A 19,101-nucleotide genomic window follows, 5' to 3' on the forward strand; every position below is an offset into this window, starting at 1 on the left:
CTCGGTGGGGCGTCCGATCGGCCGCCGTCGGGTCATCGTACGCGGCGGTACACCGATCGCAGGGACAGGGAGTTGAGGGGATTGCGGAGCTGGGGGACGCTCACGGCCATATGCCTGGGCACGTTCATGCTGCTGCTGGACGTGACCATCGTGGTGGTCGCGCTGCCGGACATGGCGGGGTCGCTGCACGCGTCGCTGGGCGACTTGCAGTGGGTGGTGGACGGGTACGCGCTGGCGCTGGCCGCGCTGCTGCTCGGGGCGGGGGCGGCGGCCGACATCCTGGGCCGGCGCCGGGTGCATGTGGTGGGCGTGGTGCTGTTCGCGCTGGCCAGCCTGTTGTGCGGGCTGGCGTCGGACCCGGGCCTGCTGGTGGCGGCGCGGGCGTTGCAGGGCATCGGCGGGGCGGCGATGTTCGCGACGACGCTGCCGCTGCTGGGCTCGGTCTACCAAGGGCGGCAGCGCTCGGCCGCGCTCGGGGTGTGGGGCGCGGTCAGCGGCGGGGCCGCGGCGGTCGGTCCGGTGCTGGGCGGGCTGATCACCGAGGGTCCGGGCTGGCGCTGGATCTTCTTCGTGAACCTGCCGGTGAGCGTGGTCGCGGTGTGGCTGACGCTGCGGACGGTCCCGGAGTCGCGCGGACCGCGCGGCATGAGCGTCGACTGGGCGGGGACGGTGTCCTTCGCGGTGTTCGCGGGCGGGGCGACGTACGCCGTCGTGCGGGCCGGCGAGGACGGCTGGACGGCGCCCGCCACGCTGACCGCGTTCGCCGTGGCCGCGCTGGCCGTGGTGGTGTTCGCGCTGGTGGAGCGGCGGGTGGCGCATCCGCTGCTGGATCTGTCGCTGCTGCGCCGGCCCGCGTTCGTCGGCACGATGCTGGGCGCGTTCGCCTTCAACGGGGTGGCCTTCGGCGCCATTCCGTACCTGTCGATCTGGATGCAGACGCTGCTCGGGATGTCGCCGGTGCGCGGCGGGCTGACGCTGCTGCCGATGACGGTGGTGTCGATGGTGGTGGCGGTGCTGGTGGGCCGGCTGCTGCACGGGGTGCCGGCCTGGCTGACGGTCGGCGGCGGGCTGCTGCTGGTCGGTACCGGCACGCTGTGCCAGGCGGTGCTGGGCGCGGGCTCGGACTGGACGGCGCTGGTGCCGGGATTCGTGCTGGTCGGGGCCGGTACCGGGTTCGTGGCGCCGACGGTGGCCGGGGCGGCGCTGGCCTCGGTGCCGGCCGAGCGGGCCGGGATGGCGGGCGGCGCCGTGAACACCGTCCGGCAGCTGGGCTACGCGCTCGGGGTGGCGGTCATCGGCACCGTTCTCACCTCTCGGATGACCGGCCGGCTCCCCGACGACGCGGCGCACGCGCTGGCCGGCGGCGGCGCCGGGGCGCTGCTGCGCGACGGGGTCCCGGAGCACTCCCTGCGGGCCGCGTTCGCCTCCGGGCTGAACGGCGCCCTGGTGGTGGCGGGCCTGGCCGGGCTGGTGGCGGGCGCCCTGGTGATGGCGCTGGTCCGGCTGGGCCGCCGGACACCCGCGCCCGCCCCCGCGCCGGCCCCCGGGGCGGCCCCCGAGAAGGCGGCGGCACGCGGCTGAACCGTGCCGCCTCTCCCGGCGGCTGCGCGGGTACGGCCCACGGGGCGGTCACGGTGCGAGGGCTCCGGGGCCGCCCCCGCACCACCGGAGGGTGTGCGGATCCGGCCGCCGTAAGCGGCCGGTACAGATTCGGTGGAGATTACGGTACCGAAACTTACGGTGCCGTCGGTGTTGTGTCCGGCCCTTCCCCATGTGCGGGCATTTCCCGGCGGTCGTCCGGGCGGAACGCGCGGTTTGCCCGGCTTCCGTAGCCCTCCCGCAGGCGGATCGTGTGAGGTAGCTTTCACCGCGCTGTTGCGGTGCGTGGACCAGCGACACCGAGACGCGAGAAAACGGGGAGCGAGGTTGCGCGAGTTCACCAACCCTCCGCTGGTGTCGCCACCGCCGGCGGGCGGTCTGGCCGACATCGTCTTCGAGCACGCCCTGACCGACCCGCGGCACATCGCGCTCGGCCGCAAGGACGCCGCCGGGCAATGGCGGGACGTGACCGCCGCCGAGTTCCGCGACGAGGTCATGGCCCTCGCCAAGGGCCTGCTGGCCGAGGGCGTGCGCTTCGGCGACCGCGTCGCGATCATGTCCCGCACCCGCTACGAGTGGACCCTCTTCGACTTCGCCCTGTGGACCATCGGCGCCCAGGTGGTGCCCGTCTACCCCACCTCCTCGGCCGAGCAGTGCCTGTGGATGCTGCACGACGCCGAGGTGACCGCGGCCGTGGTGGAGCACGAGGACCACGCGATGACGGTGGCCACCGTCATCGACCGGCTGCCCCGGCTGCGCCGGCTGTGGCAGCTGGACGCCGGCTGTGTGCAGGAGCTGTACGACGCCGGGGCGCACCTGGACGACGAGGTGGTGCACCGGCACCGGCAGGCGGTGACCCCGGACTCGGTCGCCACCGTCATCTACACCTCCGGCACCACGGGCCGCCCCAAGGGCTGTCTGCTGTCCCACGGCAACTTCATGTGCGAGGCGGACACCGTGCTGCGGGGGTGGGAGCCGGTGTTCCACTCCAGGAAGGGCGACGAGGCGTCCACGCTGCTGTTCCTGCCGCTGGCGCACGTCTTCGGGCGGATGGTGGAGGTCGCCGCGATCCGCGGCAAGGTCCGCTTCGGGCACCAGCCGCAGCTGCACGCCGCCGCCCTGCTGCCCGACCTGGCCGCGTTCCGGCCGACGTTCATCCTCGCCGTGCCCTACATCTTCGAGAAGGTGTTCCACGCGGCCCGCCGCAAGGCCGAGCGGGAGGGCAGGTCGGGGCCGTTCGAGAAGGCCGTCGACATCGCCGTGAAGTACGCGGAGGCGGTGGAGGCCAAGGCGTGGGGCACCGGGCCGGGCCCGTCGGCGGGGCTGCGGATGCAGCACCAGCTGTTCGACAAGCTGGTGTACGCCAAGATCCGCGCCGCGATGGGCGGGCGGATCCGCAACGCGATGTCCGGCGGATCGGCGATGGACCGCCGGCTGGGTCTGTTCTTCGCGGGCGCGGGCGTGCAGATCTACGAGGGCTACGGGCTGACCGAGTCGACGGCCGCCGCGACCGCCAACCCGCCCGGGCGCACCCGCTACGGCACCGTGGGCCCGCCGGTCCCGGGCGTGACCGTGCACATCGCCGACGACGGGGAGATCTGGCTGCGCGGCGGGACCGTCTTCCAGGGCTACCTCAACAACCAGAAGGCCACCGACGAGACCCTGCACGACGGCTGGCTGGCCACCGGGGACCTGGGCGCGCTGGACGAGGACGGCTATCTGACCATCACCGGCCGCAAGAAGGAGATCCTGGTGACCTCCGGCGGCAAGAGCGTCTCGCCGGGCGTGCTGGAGGAGCGGGTGCGCGAACATCCGCTGGTCAGCCAGTGCATCGTGGTCGGCAACGACCGGCCCTTCATCGCCGCTCTGGTGACGCTGGACCGGGAGGCCGTCGAGCACTGGCTCCAGATGCGCTGCAAGCCGGGGATGACCGCGGCCGAGCTGGTGCGCGACGCGGATCTGGAGGCGGAGGTGCGGCGCGCGGTGGTGGCCGCCAACACGCTGGTCTCGCAGGCGGAGTCGATCCGCACCTTCCGCATCCTGGCCCAGCCGTTCACCGAGGAACACGGCCTGCTGACGCCGTCGTTGAAGCTGAAGCGGAAGGCGATCGAGAAGGCGTACGCGAACGAGGTGGAGGCGCTCTACCGCGTCTGACACCCCGCCCCGCGGCACCTTCGCGGGCTGCCGCGCGCGGCGGGAAATCCGAGGTGACGCGCGTGGTCAGGAATGCGGAACGGCCTCTGATCGTTGACCATGGGAGTAACACCTGTCGACAACCGAAGGACCAAGAGGCGCGTGAGCAGCAACGTCCCCCCGATCATCCTCAACAACGGCGTCGAGATGCCCCAGCTGGGATACGGCGTCTGGCAGGTGCCGGACGACGAGGCCGAGCGATCCGTCGCCACGGCGCTTCAGGCCGGTTACCGCAGCATCGACACCGCCGCGATCTACGGCAACGAGGAGGGCACCGGCAAGGCCATCGCCGCCTCCGGCCTGCCCCGCGAGGAGATCTTCGTCACCACCAAGGTCTGGAACAGCGACCAGGGCTACGACGCCACGCTGCGGGCCTTCGACACGTCACTGGCGAAGCTGGGGCTCGACTACGTCGACCTGTACCTGATCCACTGGCCGCTGCCGTCCCGGGACGCGTACGTCGACACCTACAAGGCGTTCGAGAAGCTGTACGCGGACAAGCGGGTGCGTGCCATCGGCGTCTCCAACTTCCTGCCCGAGCACCTGCGGCGGCTGACCGAGGAGACCTCGGTCGTTCCGGCGGTCAACCAGATCGAGCTGCACCCGCACCTCCAGCAGCGCGCGTCGCGCGCCGTCCACGAGGAGCTGGGCATCGCCACCGAGGCCTGGTCGCCGCTCGGCCAGGGCAAGGGTCTGCTGGAGGTGCCCGCGATCGTGGCGATCGCGCGCAAGCACGACCGCACCCCGGCCCAGGTGGTGCTGCGCTGGCACCTCCAGCTGGGCAACATCGTGATCCCGAAGTCCGTGACGCCGTCCCGGATCGAGGAGAACATCGCGGTGTTCGACTTCAGCCTGGACGACGAGGACCTCGCGGCGATCAGCGCGCTCAACGAGGACCGGCGGCTCGGCCCCGACCCGGCCACCTTCGACATGGCCTGACCACCGGCCGGGCCCCTGGCCTGATCGCCGGGCCGGGCCCGACCACCGGCCCGGCGCGGCCCCGCGGCTCAGTCGAGGCGCACGTCGGCGTACACGACCTCGAACTCCTCCAGGCCGACCACGTCGACGTGTGCCTTGGCCGACGCCTCGTGGCGCACGCCGGCCATGGCCGCCCGCGAGGCGGCCAGCGCGGCGCGGTCGGCGAACAGGGCGCCGGCCACCGCCCGCCCCCGCTCCCGGTCGAGCAGCAGGGTGGTCCGGCACAGTCCCGGCAGCGACTCGGCCCGCGGCACCACCGAGGCCCGGAAGGCGTCGACGACCAGGTCCGCGTCGCGCGGGTCGAACTCCAGCCGGGCGGCGCGCAGTCCGCCGCCCTGCCGGGGATGCCCGACCTGGTGGTACACCGCCGCCTCGTAATTGGCGACCGACATCGTGCCGGCGAAGGGCTCCAGCAGCGCCTCGCGCCGCTCGCGCATGACCTCGTCGCTGTTGTGCCGCGCCTTCTCGGACTCCCACCAGCTCACCGTGAGGAGTGTGCCGAGCTCGCGGTCCACGAAGACGTCCGCGCCCCGGTATCCCGGGCGCTCCTCCAGCAGGTCCCGCCCCTCGCTGTTCAGCGACCGCAGGGCCGCGTCCAGCAGTGCGGGATCACCGGTCGCGTACACCGCGCGTACGAACATGGGACTCGCCTCCGCAAACGGCGACCGTGAAACGGCCGGACCGCCAGGACAGGTCCGACCCCACCAGTCTCCCCAGCGACCGCAATCACCGCAATGCGCAGGGATTTCAGCCGTTCGCAACCCAAGGGTTGACGAGGGCATGCCGTCGGGGCACGGTGGTCCCCATCCGGTAAGGAAACTTTCCTAACAGAAGGGTCCCGCCGTGCGTCTCCGTACCCTCTCCCTCGCCGCGGCCTCCGGTACCGCCCTGCTCGCCGCCGGCCTCCTGCCCGCCCACGCCTCCGCCGCCGCCCCGAAGTCCGCCCAGGAGGGCACGGTCAGCGCCGCCGACCTGCTCGCCAAGGTGACCTCCTGTTCGCAGATATCCAGCGGCAAGTACAAGACCGACGAGGAGACCTCGGCCACGGTCCCCGTGTGCGGCAAGAACGGCGCGGTGTTCTGGAAGGCGGACATGGACATCGACTGCGACGGCCAGCGCACCACCAACTGCAACGAGGACCGCGACCCCTGGTTCCAGGCCGACACCGCCTTCCACCAGTCCGACGGCAAGCCGCTGAAGGCGGAGACCCTGCCGTACGTCGTGGTGCCCAGCACCAGCGGTATCTGGAACTACTCGAACGCCGGGATCAAGGGCGGCGGTGTGGTCGCCGTCATCTACAACAACAAGGTCGAGTACGCCGTCGTCGGCGACACCGGCCCCTCGCAGATCATCGGCGAGGCGTCGTACGCCACCGCCAAGGCGCTCGGCATCGACCCGGACCCCGCGACCGGGGGCGCGGACTCGGGGGTGACCTACATCCTGTTCAAGAACTCCAAGGTCTCCCCCATAGAGAGCCACAGCGCCGCGGTCTCCCTCGGGGACCAGCTGGCCAAGCAGTTCCTCGCGAACAACTGAACGCCCGTCGTCCGTCAGGTGGGCTGGCCCACCGGGCGGACGACCACCGTGTTGACATCGACCCCGGCCGGCTGCCGGATCGCCCAGACCACCGAGTCGGCGATCTGGCCGGCGGTCAGCAGATGCCCGGGCGGCAGGCTGCCGTAACTGTCCCAGAAGGGCGTCTCCACCCGGCCGGGGGCCACCAGCGTGACCCCGACGCCGAACTCCGTGACCTGCCGCCGGGTGTTCTCGGCGAGCCCCGTCACCGCCCACTTGGTGGCGCCGTAGAGGTTGCCGGGGCCGTGCACGAACCCGGCGACGCTGCCGACGAGGACGATGCGGCCCCGGGTCTCCTTCAGCGCGTCGATGGAGGCCCGGATGAGCAGGGCCGGGCCGAGCACGTTGGTGAGGACCATCTCGGCCCAGCCGGACGGGTCGCCGTCCGCCACGGTGTCATGGGTGGCGAAGCCGGCGTTGGCGACGACGGTGTCCAGCCGGCCGTACGCCTTGAGCGTGAGGTCGACCGCGTGCCGGACGTCGGCGTGGTCGGCGGCGTCGCCGGCCACCGTCAACAGCCCCTCGGGACGGCCGAGTCCGTCGGCGAAGTCCCGCAGCCGCCGCTCCCCGCGCCCGGTGACGGTCACCCGGTGCCCGGCGTCGAGCAGTCGCCGTGCCACGGCGGCGCCGATCCCGCTGCCGCCGCCGGTGATGAGCGCGACCGGAGAGTCGTTCGTGGTCATGTGTCTGGCCCCCTGCACATCGGTGAAGTGCCCGGAGTCCATCACTTGGAGAACACTTCAAGTCAAGTGCGGGTTCAGTCCTGGCGGACGGCGGTGTGCACGGTGTACGCACCGAGCACGAACACGTCCGGGCGGACGTGCACGCTCGCCGGGTCGGACGGGTCCAGGAGCCGGTCCAGGGTGGCGCGGTCCTCGGCGTCCAGCGCCTCGCCGACGCCCTCGCGCACCCGGGACAGGTGCGCGGCGACATAGGCGCGGGCCCGGTCGTCGGCCGGGGCGGGCAGGTCGAGCAGGAAGGTGCGGGTGCCGGTGTGCTTCAGGCCGGCCGCGGTCAGCAGGGCGGGCCAGTCCTCGGTCTCCGCGACGGAGCCCGGCAGTTCGGCCCGCATCCGGGCGAACCACTCCTCCTCCAGCGCGTCGAGCCGGGCCTGGAGTCCGGGGCGGCCGATGCCGAGGTCGCGGGGCAGGAAGCGGGAGGGCAGTCCGCCCTCCAGGAGGGCCAGGGTGCCGCCGGGGGCCAGGTGTCCGGCGAACGCGGCGAGCGCGGCCCGCTGGTCGCCGAGGTGGTGCAGGCTGCGGCTGGCCCACAGCAGGCCGGCCGGGCGGTCCAGGCGGCCGAGCGCCTCGGGCAGGTCGCCCGCGACGGTGTCGAAGCGGTCGCCGACGCCGAGCCGGGCGGCCCGGTCGCGGGCGCGTTCCAGCAGCGGGGCGGTGCCGTCGACGGCGACGACCCGGGCGGTGGGGAACGCCTCGGCGAACAGGCAGGAGACGACGCCGGGGCCGCTGCCCGCGTCCACGACGAGCCCCGGCTCGGGAACGTCCTGCCCGAGCCAGGCCAGCGCCTCCCGGTAGACCGGGGCGAACAGCTCCGCCTGCGCCTGAAGCAGGCCGGCCAGCTCGTTCCAGTCGATGTCCGTGCCGTGCCCGTGGCCATGTCCGTGGCCGTGGCCGGCCTGGTGCCGGTCGTGCCCCTCGTGGTGTCCGTGTGCCATGGTGATCAGCCTCTCTTCCGGTTGCCGTCAGGGTGCGACGGCACACCGGCCGAGGGCCACTTCCGTTGCCGTTCCGGCAAACACGCATGCCGAAAGCGGACCGCCGGGGCCCGGGGGTCGGGCGGGCCCCGGCGGAGTCACCGCGTCAGGACAGCGGCGGGTAGGCGTTCTGCACCAGCTGCTGGAACTGGGCGGAGAACCAGTGCCCGGCCAGCGGAGCGTTCGGCAGCGCGCCCGAGGGGTTGTTGCCGTTGCGCGCGTTGCCACCGTAGGTGGGGTCGCACATCTGGTCGAAGCCCTTGCCCTCGTCGTTGTCGACGGGGGCGCTGGCACCGTCGGACTGCCCCGGCGGCTTGGCCCACACGTAGGCGTCTATCCCGGCGGCGGGCGCCGCGGTCGGCCGTTCACCGAGTCCGGCACCGCTCTGGTTGCACCAGTTGCCGACGTGGATGCGCCGGTCGATGCGGCCGCCGTTGACGTAGTTGTCGACCGAGGTCAGCGGGCCGGGGCCGGTGGGCCGGGCGGTGCCGCCCCAGCCGTTGCGGGAGGTGTCGATCAGCATGCCGATGTTGGAGCTGAACCCGGTCGAGATCAGCTTGTCCCGCAGGCCCTGCGCGTACGACTGCTCGTCCACGTACTGGTTCCAGTCGACCCACTTCGACTGGCGGACGGTCTGGCCGTTCACGGTGTCGGTGACCTTGAAGTTGGGTTCCTTGGTCGGGCTGTAGTTGGCCGTGTTGACGATGAAGCCGGCCACGTCGCTCAGGCTGGCGCCGTTGGTCGTGGCGACCTTGTAGAACTCCTGGGCGGTCGGGCCGAGGTTGGTGTCCCAGCCGAGCCAGCCGTGGTGGCCGGCGTCGATGTAGTTGTAGACGTTCGAGAGGTTGCCCAGCTTGTCCAGGGCGTAGCTCACGCCCTTCTCGTAGTTGCCGTTGGACTTCATGGTCACGCAGGCGTCGGTGGTGGTGTTGGTGCCGCCGGCGTTGGTGACCAGGTTCGGCAGCGAGTCGGGCTCGATGAGCGCGGAGATGCGCAGGCCCGCGTACTTGGAGTCGGCCAGGATCGAGGCGATGGCGTCGATGTACTGCGTCTTGTACTTGTCGATGTCCGTCGGGCCGAGTTCGCCGTTGGAGGCGAGGGCGGCGCAGTCCCGGCCGGGCAGGTCGTAGATGACCAGCTGGACGACCAGTTCGCCGGAGCCCTTCTGCTTGAGGGCCTCGTCCAGGTGGGCACGCAGGCCCATGCCGCCGTTGACGCCGTTGATGGCCGCGATGCGGTCCAGCCAGACGAACGTGGGCTGGTTGGAGACGCGGCTGCCGCCCGGCTCGGCGGCGGCCAGCTTCGACCACTCCGGGTCCACGTACACCTTGGCGCCGGTGTACGGGTTGTCGACGCGGCCGGTGGTGCCTCCGCCGCCGTTGTCGCCCCCGCCGCCGTTGTCCCCGCCGCCGCCGTTGTCGCCGCCGCCGCCGTTGTCGACGTTGCAGGCGACCCCGTCGAGGGTGAACGTGGCGGGCACCGCGTTGGTGCCGGTGTAGCTGCCCTGGAACCCGAAGCTCACCGAACCACCGGTGGCCAGCGCGCCGTTGTAGCTCTCGTTGGCGGCGGTCACCGCGTTGCCGCTCTGGCTGAGCTTGGCGTTCCAGCCGCTGGTGACCTTCTGGTCGCCGGCGTACGACCACTTCAGCGACCAAGTGGACTTCGCGGGCGCGTTGTTGGTGATGGTCACGGCGGCGGTGAAGCCGGTGCTCCACTGGTTCTGCACCTTGTAGTCCACGGTGCAGGGGACGGCGGCGGCAGTGGCGGAGGCCGACTGCATGCCCAGTGCCGTCCCGGAGGCCCCGGCGACCAGCGCCAGGGCGGCGAGCAGTGATGTTCTGGTACGACTCATGAGTGCGGGTGTCCTTCGGTGTGATGTCGTGCCGTGCGGTGCTGTGTCGGGAACTGCGGGGTGACGGCGCGCGGGCGGTCACGCGGCCCGGCGCCGTACGCGGTGGAGGTGCCGTCGTGGGCGAAGCGGTGGCGGGCGGCGGGGAGTCCGCCCGCCGGGTGGGTGGGTTCGCGGGAGTTCCCCTGCCCGAGGCCGTCGCGGTACGCCGCCCCGGTGGCCCGGCCCGGCCGGGTCGTCACCGCTCCCCGGCCGCCGTTCGCCCACTGGCCCGCGGCGGGTGGAGGTACTGAACACAAAGGTGGCGCATGAGCGAGTCCTCGCAGTGAGGTGTGCCCGGACGGACACACCGACTGATGGAAGCGCTCCCACTGGTGCGAAGGAAGGTAGCGCCAACCGACGGGAAAGCCCAGGGGGTTCGCTTTACTTTTTTACGATCGGGTTCCTCGAATGTTTTTCGCAGTGTCCAGGTCTTGACCGTCCGTTACGCCGTCTTCACTATGGGAGCGCTCCCACTGGTTCAAGCCTTGACCTCTCCCCGAGCCGCAGCCGCAAGGAGGAACCAGCACATGGATCCCGGACGCAGACACAGGGCCGCGCGCCGGCTCTGGACCGCGGTGGCCGCCGCGTTCGCCCTGCCGCTGTCGATGCTCGCCACCGGCGCGGAGACCGCCCACGCGGCCGCCGTGCAGTGCAGCGTCGACTACAAGACCAACGACTGGGGCTCGGGCTTCACCGCCGACCTCACGATCACCAACCGCGGTACGGACGCCATCAACGGATGGACGCTGACGTACGCCTACGCGGGCAACCAGAAGCTGAGCGGCGGCTGGAACGGGACCTGGTCCCAGTCCGGCCAGTCGGTCACCGTGAAGAGCGCCTCGTACAACGGCACCATCGCCGCGGGCGCCGCCGTCTCCACCGGCGCCCAGTTCACCTACAGCGGCGCCAACACCGCCCCCACGTCCTTCGCCGTCAACGGCACCACCTGCGCCGGCGCCCACCAGCCCCCGGTGACCGTGCTGACCAGCCCGAGCGCGGGCGCGGTCTACACGCAAGGGGACGCCGTTCCGCTCGCGGCGACCGCGGCGGCGGCCGACAACGCGACCATCAGCAAGGTGGAGTTCTACGACGACACCACGCTGCTGGGCACGGACACCAGCGCGCCCTACTCGCTCTCGGCCTCAAGTTTGACCGTGGGCAGTCATTCCCTGGTGGCGAAGGCCTACGACAGCCTGGGCGCGTCCGCCACCTCCACCCCGGTGGGCATCACCGTGTCCTCCGGACCCGCCGTGGTCGCCTCGCCGACCCAACTGGGCGTCCAGCAGGGCAAGTCGGGCACGTTCTCGGTGAAGCTGTCCACGCAGCCGAGCGCGAACGTCACGGTGAGCACGACCCGCACGGACGGCAACACCGGCCTGTCCGTCACCGGTGGTTCCCCGCTGACCTTCACCCCGTCGAACTGGAACACCGCGCAGACCGTGACCCTCACGGCCGACTCCTCCGGCACCGGCAGCGCGACCTTCACCGCGTCGGCCACCGGCCACACCAAGGCGACGGTCACGGTCACCGAGCTGCCCGCGGCCAAGGCGTACGACGCCCGCTTCCTGGACCTGTACGGGAAGATCACCAACCCGGCGAACGGCTACTTCTCCCCCGAGGGCATCCCGTACCACTCGGTGGAGACGCTGATCGTCGAGGCCCCGGACCAGGGGCACGAGACCACCTCCGAGGCGTACAGCTATCTGCTGTGGCTCCAGGCGATGTACGGCAAGGTCACCGGCGACTGGTCGAAGTTCAACGGCGCCTGGGAGATCATGGAGAAGTACATGATCCCCACGCACGCCGACCAGCCGACGAACTCCTTCTACAACGCCTCCAAGCCGGCCACCTACGCGCCCGAGCTGGACACCCCGAACGAGTACCCGGCGAAGCTGGACACCTCGGTCTCGGTGGGCTCGGACCCGATCGCCGGTGAGCTGAAGAGCGCGTACAACTCGGACGACATCTACGGCATGCACTGGATCCAGGACGTGGACAACGTCTACGGCTACGGCAACGAGCCCGGCAAGTGCGAGGCCGGACCGACCGCCACCGGACCGTCGTACATCAACACCTTCCAGCGCGGCGTGCAGGAGTCGGTCTGGGAGACGATTACGCAGCCGACCTGCGACGCCTTCAAGTACGGCGGCCGCAACGGCTACCTGGACCTGTTCACCGGCGACAGCTCCTACGCCAAGCAGTGGAAGTTCACCAACGCCCCGGACGCCGACTCCCGCGCGGTGCAGGCCGCCTACTGGGCGGACGTGTGGGCCAAGCAGCAGGGCAAGAGCGGTGACGTCTCCTCGACGGTCGCCAAGGCCGCCAAGATGGGCGACTACCTGCGCTACGCGATGTACGACAAGTACTTCAAGAAGATCGGCAACTGCACGAGCACGTCCTGCCCGGCCGGTACCGGCAAGGACGCCTCGCACTACCTGCTGTCCTGGTACTACGCCTGGGGCGGCGCCACCGACACCTCCGCCGGCTGGGCCTGGCGGATCGGCTCCAGCCATGTCCACGGCGGCTACCAGAACCCCCTGGCCGCCTACGCGCTCAGCTCCGTCGCCGACCTGAAGCCCAAGTCGGCCACCGGTGCGAGCGACTGGGGCAAGTCGCTCCAGCGGCAGCTGGAGTTCTACCAGTGGCTCCAGTCCTCCGAGGGCGGCATCGCGGGCGGCGCCACCAACAGCTGGGCCGGCCGCTACGCCTCCCCGCCCGCCGGCACCTCCACCTTCTACGGCATGGCCTACGACCCGGCTCCCGTCTACCACGACCCGCCGTCCAACCAGTGGTTCGGCTTCCAGGCCTGGTCGATGGAGCGGGTCGCCGAGTACTACCAGCAGACCGGGAACGCCCAGGCCAAGGCGATCCTCGACAAGTGGGTGAAGTGGGCGCTGTCCAAGACCACGATCAACCCGGACGGCACCTACCGCATCCCCTCCACCCTCCAGTGGTCGGGCCAGCCCGACACCTGGAACGCCACCAGCCCCGGCGCCAACAACGGGCTGCACGTCACCGTCGCCGACTACACCGACGACGTGGGCGTGGCCGCCGCCTACGCCAAGACGCTGACGTACTACGCCGCCAAGTCCGGTGACACGGCGGCCAAGTCCACGGCGAAGGCGCTGCTGGACGGCATGTGGAACAACTACCAGGACAGCCTCGGCATCGCCGTGCCCGAGACCCGGACCGACTACAGCCGGTTCAACGAGAAGGTGTACGTGCCGAGCGGCTGGACCGGCACCATGCCCAACGGCGACGCGATCAACTCCTCGTCCACGTTCTCCTCGCTCCGGTCCTTCTACAAGAGCGACCCGAACTGGTCGAAGATCGAGGCCTACCTCAAGGGCGGCGCAGCGCCCGTGTTCACGTACCACCGGTTCTGGGCCGAGGCGGACATCGCCCTGGCCATGGGCTCGTACGCGGAACTGCTCGAATAGTCCCCGCCGGCACTCCGCGTACCCGGCCCCGCCACCGGACGGCGGGGCCACCCGGGCCGGGCGGCCCCCGACCGCACAGGGCGGGGCCGCCCGGCCCACCCGCACCGCCACCTCCGTGACCCTTCTTGAGCCTTCGTCGGGAAAGGTATCCCCACCGTGCGCAGAACCCGCATCCTCGTGGCCGCGTTCTCGCTGGCCGCCGGACTGCTCGCCGGCACCCCGCCCGCACTGGCCACCGCCACGTCCGCTCCGCCCCTGGCGGCGGACACCTACACCTGGAAGAACGCCCGGATCGACGGCGGCGGTTTCGTCCCCGGGATCGTCTTCAACCGCACCGAGAAGAACCTGGCCTACGCCCGCACCGACATCGGCGGCGCCTACCGCTGGCAGCAGTCGACCAAGACCTGGACCCCGCTACTGGACTCGGTGGGCTGGAACGAGTGGGGGCACACCGGAGTGGTGAGCCTCGCCTCCGACCCGGTCCAGCCGGACAAGGTGTACGCGGCCGTCGGGACGTACACCAACAGCTGGGACCCGACGGGCGGGGCGGTGCTGCGCTCCGCCGACCGGGGCGCGAGCTGGCAGAAGACCGACCTGCCCTTCAAGCTGGGCGGCAACATGCCCGGCCGGGGCATGGGCGAGCGGCTGGCCGTCGACCCGAACCGGAACAGCGTGCTGTACCTGGGCGCGCCCAGCGGCAAGGGCCTGTGGCGGTCGACGGACTCCGGGGTGACCTGGTCGCAGGTGACGAGCTTCCCCAACCCCGGCAACTACCGGCAGGACCCGAGCGACACGAGCGGGTACGCGAGCGACAACCAGGGCATCGTCTGGGTCACCTTCGACGAGTCCACGGGCACGTCCGGGAACGCGACGAAGACCCTCTACGTGGGCGTCGCCGACAAGGACAACGCGGTGTACCGCTCCACGGACGCGGGCGCCACCTGGACCAGGCTGGCGGGCCAGCCGACCGGGTACCTGGCGCACAAGGGCGTCCTGGACGCCGTGAACGGATACCTGTACCTCGCCTACAGCGACACGGGCGGCCCCTACGACGGCGGCAAGGGCCGGCTGCTGCGGTACGCGACGGCGACCGGCGCCTGGACCGACATCAGCCCGGTCGCGGAGGCGGACACCTACTACGGCTTCAGCGGGCTGAGTGTCGACCGGCAGCACCCGTCCACCCTGATGGCGACCGCCTACAGCTCCTGGTGGCCGGACACCCAGCTGTTCCGGTCCACCGACAGCGGCGCCACCTGGACGAAGGCGTGGGACTACACGTCGTACCCGAACCGCGCCAACCGCTACACCATGGACGTGTCCTCCTCGCCCTGGCTGACCTTCGGCGCGAACCCGTCGCCGCCCGAACAGACGCCGAAACTGGGCTGGATGACGGAGGCGCTGGAGATCGACCCGTTCGACTCCGCCCGCATGATGTTCGGCACCGGCGCCACCGTCTACGGCACCGAGGACCTCACGAAGTGGGACAGTGGCGGGCAGTTCGGCCTGAAGCCGATGGTGCGGGGCCTGGAGGAGACGGCCGTCAATGACCTCGCCGCACCGCCCTCCGGCGGCGCCCGGCTGTTCAGCGCCCTCGGTGACATCGGCGGCTTCCGGCACACGGACCTGACCTCGGTCCCGTCCATGATGTACACCTCGCCGGCCTTCACCTCGACCACCAGCCTGGACTTCGCCGAGTCGAACCCGGATACCGTCGTCCGCGTCGGCGACCTGGACTCCGGTCCGCACATCGCGTTCTCCACGGACAACGGGGCCAACTGGTTCGCGGGCCAGGACCCTTCGGGTGTCTCGGGCGGCGGCACGGTCGCGGCGGCGGCGGACGGCAGCCGGTTCGTGTGGAGCCCGGCCGGCACCGGCGTGCGCCACACCACGGGCTTCGGGACCTCCTGGGCACAGTCCGCCGGCATCCCGGCCGGCGCGATCGTCGAGTCCGACCGCGTCGACGCGAAGACCTTCTACGGCTTCAAGTCCGGGAAGTTCTACGTCAGTACGGACGGCGGGGCGACCTTCACCGCCTCGTCGGCCACGGGCCTGCCGAGCGGGGACAGCGTGCGCTTCAAGGCGCTGCCCGGCGCCAAGGGCGACGTGTGGCTGGCGGGCGGTGCGGCGGACGGCGCGTACGGGCTGTGGCACTCCACCGACGGCGGCGCGAGCTTCACCAGGCTGGCGAACGTGGAGCAGGCCGACACCGTCGGCTTCGGCAAGGCCGCCCCGGGCGCCTCGTACCAGACGCTCTACACCAGTGCGAAGATCGGCGGGGTGCGCGGCATCTTCCGCTCCACGGACAAGGGCGCGTCCTGGACCCGGATCAACGACGACGCCCACCAGTGGGGCTGGACCGGCGCGGCGATCACCGGTGACCCGCGGGTCTTCGGCCGGGTGTACGTGTCGACGAACGGCCGCGGGGTCGTCTACGGCGATGTCTCCGGCACCGGCGACACCGGCGGCGGTGAGGGCGGCGGCACCGACCCGGCGCCGGGGCCCACGGGCGCCTGTACTGTCAGCTACAAGATCACCAATCAGTGGGCCGACGGCTTCCAGGCCGACGTGACGCTGGCCAACACCGGCTCCTCGGCGTGGAACGGCTGGTCCCTCGCCTGGTCCTTCGCCGACGGACAGAAGGTCACGCAGATGTGGAACGCCGGGTACACCCAGTCCGGCGCGACGGTCACGGTGAGGAACGCGGGCTGGAACGGCACGGTGGCGGCGGGCTCGTCGGTGGCCTTCGGCCTCACGGGAAGCCGGTCAGGTACGGCGAACACCACACCGGCGTCGTTCAAGCTGGGCGACCGGACCTGTACGGTCGCCTGACGACCGGCCCGGCGGGGGTGCCGTCCACGAGCGGCATCCCCGCCGGGTCCGCTACTTGACGGTGCCGGTGAAGATCGCCGCGTCCGACTCGAAGTCGGGGCTGACCTCGATCTGGATGAGCTTCTCCCCCTTGGGCAGTTCGCAGCCCCACGGCACGTTCAGGGAGCGGCCCGGGAGCAGCTTGGTCTCCGGGCCGCCCTCCAGGCCGGCGTCGGAGTCGAAGACCGAGTCGCTGCTCTTGCCGTCCTTGCCGTAGGAGCAGTTGACGGTGAGCTGCGTGATGTCGAGGGCCTTCTTGCCGCCGTTCTTCACCTTGACGGTGAACTGGAGGTACGGCGTGTTCTCCGGCTCGGCGTACTCGCCGGTCACGGAGCGCTTGAACCCGGAGAGGGCGACCTCGGTGGCCGGCTCGTAGACGGCGGTGTCGTCCAGGGCGTAGACACCGTCCTCGTCCTGACCGCCGTCCTCGCTGTCCGTGGTCTCCTCGTCGGCGGCGGCCGCCGCGTCGTCGTCTTCGGCCCGGGCGCCGTCCGCGTCCGCGGCGGCGGTCTCGGTGACGGTCACGGTGGGCGCCGGCTTGGCTTCGGCGTCTCCGCTGACCCCCACGGTGATCAGGGACGAGACCGCGGCGGCGACGACGGCCGCCGCCACGGCGATGAGCGCGGTACGGGATTTCCTCGGCGGCACGGGCGGCGGCGGAGGGACCGGCGGTCCGTAACCCGGCATGGGCGGTGGTGTGAAGTCGGTGCTCATGGGCCCCCCTGGGACGTGCTGTGTGATCTTCGCATGATCCCCTCTCGAAGCGGAATGTGAAAACTCCGTGATGGAATCGTGTCCGGGGGCCTGGTCGCGGCGTGACAACGGCTCAGGGCGAGGCGGATGCCGGTTTCCGGAACGCGCGGACGCTGAAGACCGGGTCGGCGCGCGGACGGTCCTGGTCGGGGAGCGCGGCCAGCCGGGCGGCGAACTCCTCGGTGCGCGGCTCGCCGGGCGGCAGCAGGGTGAACCAGCCCCGGCGCAGGTCGGCGATGGTGCGGCGGGGGCTGCGGCCCTGCCCGGGGCTGCGGAAGGAGCCGTGCCCGGCGGGCCGCAGCCCGTGCCGGGCGGCCTCGGCGGTGACGACGGCGGGGGCGTCCGCCGCGGGCCGGCGCGGGCGGTCGGCGAGGACCGCGTCGATGTCGCTGCCGACGTTGTGCGCGGCGGCCTTGTCGACGGTGGTGACGTACACCCCGCCGGGCCGCAGCACCCGGGCGCACTCGGCGAGGACCGCGCGCAGGTCGGCGGGGTCGTCCAGCAGGTGCAGCAGCCAGATGGTGGTGACGGCGTCGAACGTGCCGTCGGGGAAGGGCAGTCGGCGGCTGTCGGCCCGCACGACCCGGCCGGGCAGCCGGGCCGCCGCCCGGCGGAGCATCGCGGGGGTGAGGTCGGCGCCGGTCACCCGCAGCCCGGGGCGCACGGCGGCGAGCCGCCGGGTGACGATCCCGGTGCCGCAGGCGACGTCGAGGAGGCGGCCGGGCCCGGGGGGTATCAGGTCCAGGACGGTGCGTGCGGCGGCCTCGGCCCGGGCCTCGCCGCCGCGCAGGGCGTCGTAGCGGCCGGCTTCCTTCTCGTAATCGAGCACATCGCTCAGTGTGCCCCGTGGCCTGGGGCGATGTCCTCCACTCTGCGGGCCAGTGCGAAGTCCTGGGCGGTGAGGGCGCCGCCCGCGCTGTGGGTGTGCACGCCGAGGGCCACGGTGTTGTAGCCGAGGGTCAGCTCGGAGTGGTGGTCGAGCTCGTCCTGGATGCCGGCGATGTGCACCACCAGCGCGGTGGCCGCGAAGTGCGAGCCGAGCCGGTAGGTCCGGGTGAGCCGCCCGTCCCGCACCGACCAGCCGGGCAACTCGGCCAGGCGGTCCTCGATCTCCTGCTGCGACAGCGGTGCCACGGCCATGGCCGTTCGCTCCCTTCCATGCCGGGGTACGGATCCAGCCTGCCACGGCCGGGACACGGACGGCGGACCGACGCGTCCGGGTCTCTACTAGGGTCGGGCGCATGTCCGTTGCCGCCTCCGCCCGCCCCGTCTCCCCCGCCGCCGGCTCCGGTGCCGGCCCGCTGCTGCGTGCCTGGCGCGAGCGGCGCCGGCTCTCCCAGCTGGAGCTGGCGCTGCGGGCCGGCTCCTCGGCGCGCCACCTCAGCTTCATCGAGACCGGACGCTCCCGGCCGAGCGAGGAGTTGCTGCTGCGGCTGGCGGAGCGGCTCCAGGTGCCGGTGCGCGAGCGCAACGCCCTGCTGCTGGCGGCCGGTTACGCCCCGCGCTATCCGGAGACCCCGCTGGACGATCCGGCGCTGGAGGGCTTGCGGGACGGGCTGGAGCGGCTCCTTCGGGGCTATGAGCCCTACCCCGCGCTGGTGGTCGACGCCGGGTACACGGTCGTCGCCGCCAACCGGGGCGTCGAGATGCTGCTGGCGGGGGTGCCGGAGAAGCTGCTGGCCCCGGCGCCGAACGCGATGCGGCTGACGCTGCACCCGGAGGGGCTGGCGCCGCGCATCCGGAACCTGCGTCAGTGGCGCGGGCATCTGCTGGCCCAGATGGAACGGGACATCGCCCTGCACCGCTCGGACCGGCTGCGCGCGCTGTACGAGGAGGTGGCGGCCTACCCGGTGCCCCCGGAGGAACCGGGGGCCGAACCGGAGGAGCCGGTTGCGTACTTCGCGCTGCCGCTGCGCGTGGAGCACTCCGGCCGGATCCTGTCGTTCATCTCCTCGATCTCCACGTTCAACACACCGATGGACATCACGGTCGCCGAACTCGCCGTCGAGACCCTCCTGCCGGCGGACCGGGCCACCGCCGAGCACCTGCGCGCGCTCGCCGGCTGACCGGCCCCGGCGCCGGGACATCAC

At 71.8% G+C, this 19,101-nt stretch carries 15 protein-coding genes; 7 read left to right on the plus strand and 8 right to left on the minus strand.

What is annotated here, in order from left to right; all coding sequences use genetic code 11:
* Positions 1–81: 81 nt before the first annotated feature.
* From IH25_RS0108980 to IH25_RS0108990, 3 genes are all read left to right on the plus strand, one after another.
* Positions 82–1,581 (plus strand): MFS transporter, encoded by a 1,500-nt coding sequence (locus IH25_RS0108980; RefSeq protein WP_030605760.1) that lies wholly within the window; start codon positions 82–84, stop codon positions 1,579–1,581.
* A gap of 345 nt (positions 1,582–1,926) precedes the next feature.
* Complete coding sequence (locus tag IH25_RS0108985) at positions 1,927–3,753, plus strand: AMP-dependent synthetase/ligase (RefSeq protein WP_030605762.1); 1,827 nt, start codon at positions 1,927–1,929, stop codon at positions 3,751–3,753.
* Between the two features lie 141 nt (positions 3,754–3,894).
* Positions 3,895–4,731, plus strand: a complete 837-nt coding sequence (locus IH25_RS0108990) for an aldo/keto reductase (protein ID WP_030605763.1) — start codon at positions 3,895–3,897, stop codon at positions 4,729–4,731.
* A gap of 68 nt (positions 4,732–4,799) precedes the next feature.
* On the opposite strand, the gene IH25_RS0108995 is transcribed toward IH25_RS0108990, so the two are convergent.
* Complete coding sequence (locus tag IH25_RS0108995; RefSeq protein ID WP_030605764.1) at positions 4,800–5,411, minus strand: hypothetical protein; 612 nt, start codon at positions 5,409–5,411, stop codon at positions 4,800–4,802.
* Between the two features lie 202 nt (positions 5,412–5,613).
* On the opposite strand from IH25_RS0108995, the gene IH25_RS0109000 reads away from it, so the two are divergent.
* Positions 5,614–6,306, plus strand: coding sequence for a glycoside hydrolase family 75 protein (locus IH25_RS0109000; protein ID WP_030605766.1), 693 nt, complete (start codon positions 5,614–5,616; stop codon positions 6,304–6,306).
* Between the two features lie 14 nt (positions 6,307–6,320).
* On the opposite strand, the gene IH25_RS0109005 is transcribed toward IH25_RS0109000, so the two are convergent.
* From IH25_RS0109005 to IH25_RS0109020, 4 genes are all read right to left on the minus strand, one after another.
* The gene (locus tag IH25_RS0109005) at positions 6,321–7,028 is read right to left on the minus strand and encodes an SDR family oxidoreductase (protein ID WP_030605767.1); all 708 of its coding nucleotides are present in this window, start codon (positions 7,026–7,028) and stop codon (positions 6,321–6,323) included.
* A 74-nt stretch (positions 7,029–7,102) separates the two neighbouring features.
* Positions 7,103–8,020, minus strand: coding sequence for a class I SAM-dependent methyltransferase (locus IH25_RS0109010; RefSeq protein WP_030605770.1), 918 nt, complete (start codon positions 8,018–8,020; stop codon positions 7,103–7,105).
* Between the two features lie 145 nt (positions 8,021–8,165).
* Positions 8,166–9,911, minus strand: a complete 1,746-nt coding sequence (locus tag IH25_RS0109015) for a glycoside hydrolase family 6 protein (RefSeq protein ID WP_030605771.1) — start codon at positions 9,909–9,911, stop codon at positions 8,166–8,168.
* A complete protein-coding gene (locus IH25_RS0109020) occupies positions 9,908–10,150 on the minus strand; it encodes a hypothetical protein (RefSeq protein ID WP_030605775.1) in 243 nt (80 codons plus the stop codon). The genes IH25_RS0109015 and IH25_RS0109020 overlap by 4 nt, the downstream gene beginning before the upstream one ends.
* A 327-nt stretch (positions 10,151–10,477) precedes the next feature.
* On the opposite strand from IH25_RS0109020, the gene IH25_RS0109025 reads away from it, so the two are divergent.
* Positions 10,478–13,390 carry a glycoside hydrolase family 48 protein gene (locus IH25_RS0109025; RefSeq protein ID WP_030605778.1) on the plus strand — a complete coding sequence of 971 codons (2,913 nt, stop codon included), beginning with the start codon at positions 10,478–10,480 and terminating at the stop codon, positions 13,388–13,390.
* A 156-nt stretch (positions 13,391–13,546) separates the two neighbouring features.
* A complete protein-coding gene (locus tag IH25_RS0109030) occupies positions 13,547–16,219 on the plus strand; it encodes a cellulose-binding domain-containing protein (protein WP_030605780.1) in 2,673 nt (890 codons plus the stop codon).
* A gap of 51 nt (positions 16,220–16,270) precedes the next feature.
* On the opposite strand, the gene IH25_RS0109035 is transcribed toward IH25_RS0109030, so the two are convergent.
* The 3 genes from IH25_RS0109035 to IH25_RS0109045 form a co-directional block, all read right to left on the minus strand.
* Positions 16,271–16,972: a DUF4352 domain-containing protein gene (locus IH25_RS0109035; RefSeq protein WP_030605782.1), complete on the minus strand. Its 702-nt coding sequence runs from the start codon at positions 16,970–16,972 to the stop codon at positions 16,271–16,273.
* A gap of 112 nt (positions 16,973–17,084) precedes the next feature.
* Complete coding sequence (locus tag IH25_RS0109040; protein WP_030605786.1) at positions 17,085–17,840, minus strand: class I SAM-dependent methyltransferase; 756 nt, start codon at positions 17,838–17,840, stop codon at positions 17,085–17,087.
* A 5-nt stretch (positions 17,841–17,845) separates the two neighbouring features.
* A complete protein-coding gene (locus IH25_RS0109045; protein ID WP_030605788.1) occupies positions 17,846–18,151 on the minus strand; it encodes a 4a-hydroxytetrahydrobiopterin dehydratase in 306 nt (101 codons plus the stop codon).
* A gap of 101 nt (positions 18,152–18,252) precedes the next feature.
* On the opposite strand from IH25_RS0109045, the gene IH25_RS0109050 reads away from it, so the two are divergent.
* Entirely contained in the window at positions 18,253–19,077 is an 825-nt protein-coding gene (locus tag IH25_RS0109050; protein WP_030605791.1) for a helix-turn-helix domain-containing protein, read from the plus strand.
* Positions 19,078–19,101 lie beyond the last annotated feature (24 nt).

The organism is Streptomyces achromogenes subsp. achromogenes (assembly GCF_000720835.1).
GTDB classification, from domain to species: Bacteria; Actinomycetota; Actinomycetes; order Streptomycetales; family Streptomycetaceae; genus Streptomyces; species Streptomyces achromogenes.

Coding starts and splice junctions, on each gene's coding strand:
- IH25_RS0109045 (WP_030605788.1), bottom strand. CDS start 18,151: ATGGCCGTGGCACCGCTGTCGCAGCAGGAGATCGAGGACCGCCTGGCC.
- IH25_RS0108995 (WP_030605764.1), bottom strand. CDS start 5,411: ATGTTCGTACGCGCGGTGTACGCGACCGGTGATCCCGCACTGCTGGAC.
- IH25_RS0109025 (WP_030605778.1), top strand. CDS start 10,478: ATGGATCCCGGACGCAGACACAGGGCCGCGCGCCGGCTCTGGACCGCG.
- IH25_RS0109015 (WP_030605771.1), bottom strand. CDS start 9,911: ATGAGTCGTACCAGAACATCACTGCTCGCCGCCCTGGCGCTGGTCGCC.
- IH25_RS0109035 (WP_030605782.1), bottom strand. CDS start 16,972: ATGAGCACCGACTTCACACCACCGCCCATGCCGGGTTACGGACCGCCG.
- IH25_RS0109010 (WP_030605770.1), bottom strand. CDS start 8,020: ATGGCACACGGACACCACGAGGGGCACGACCGGCACCAGGCCGGCCAC.
- IH25_RS0109050 (WP_030605791.1), top strand. CDS start 18,253: ATGTCCGTTGCCGCCTCCGCCCGCCCCGTCTCCCCCGCCGCCGGCTCC.
- IH25_RS0109005 (WP_030605767.1), bottom strand. CDS start 7,028: ATGACCACGAACGACTCTCCGGTCGCGCTCATCACCGGCGGCGGCAGC.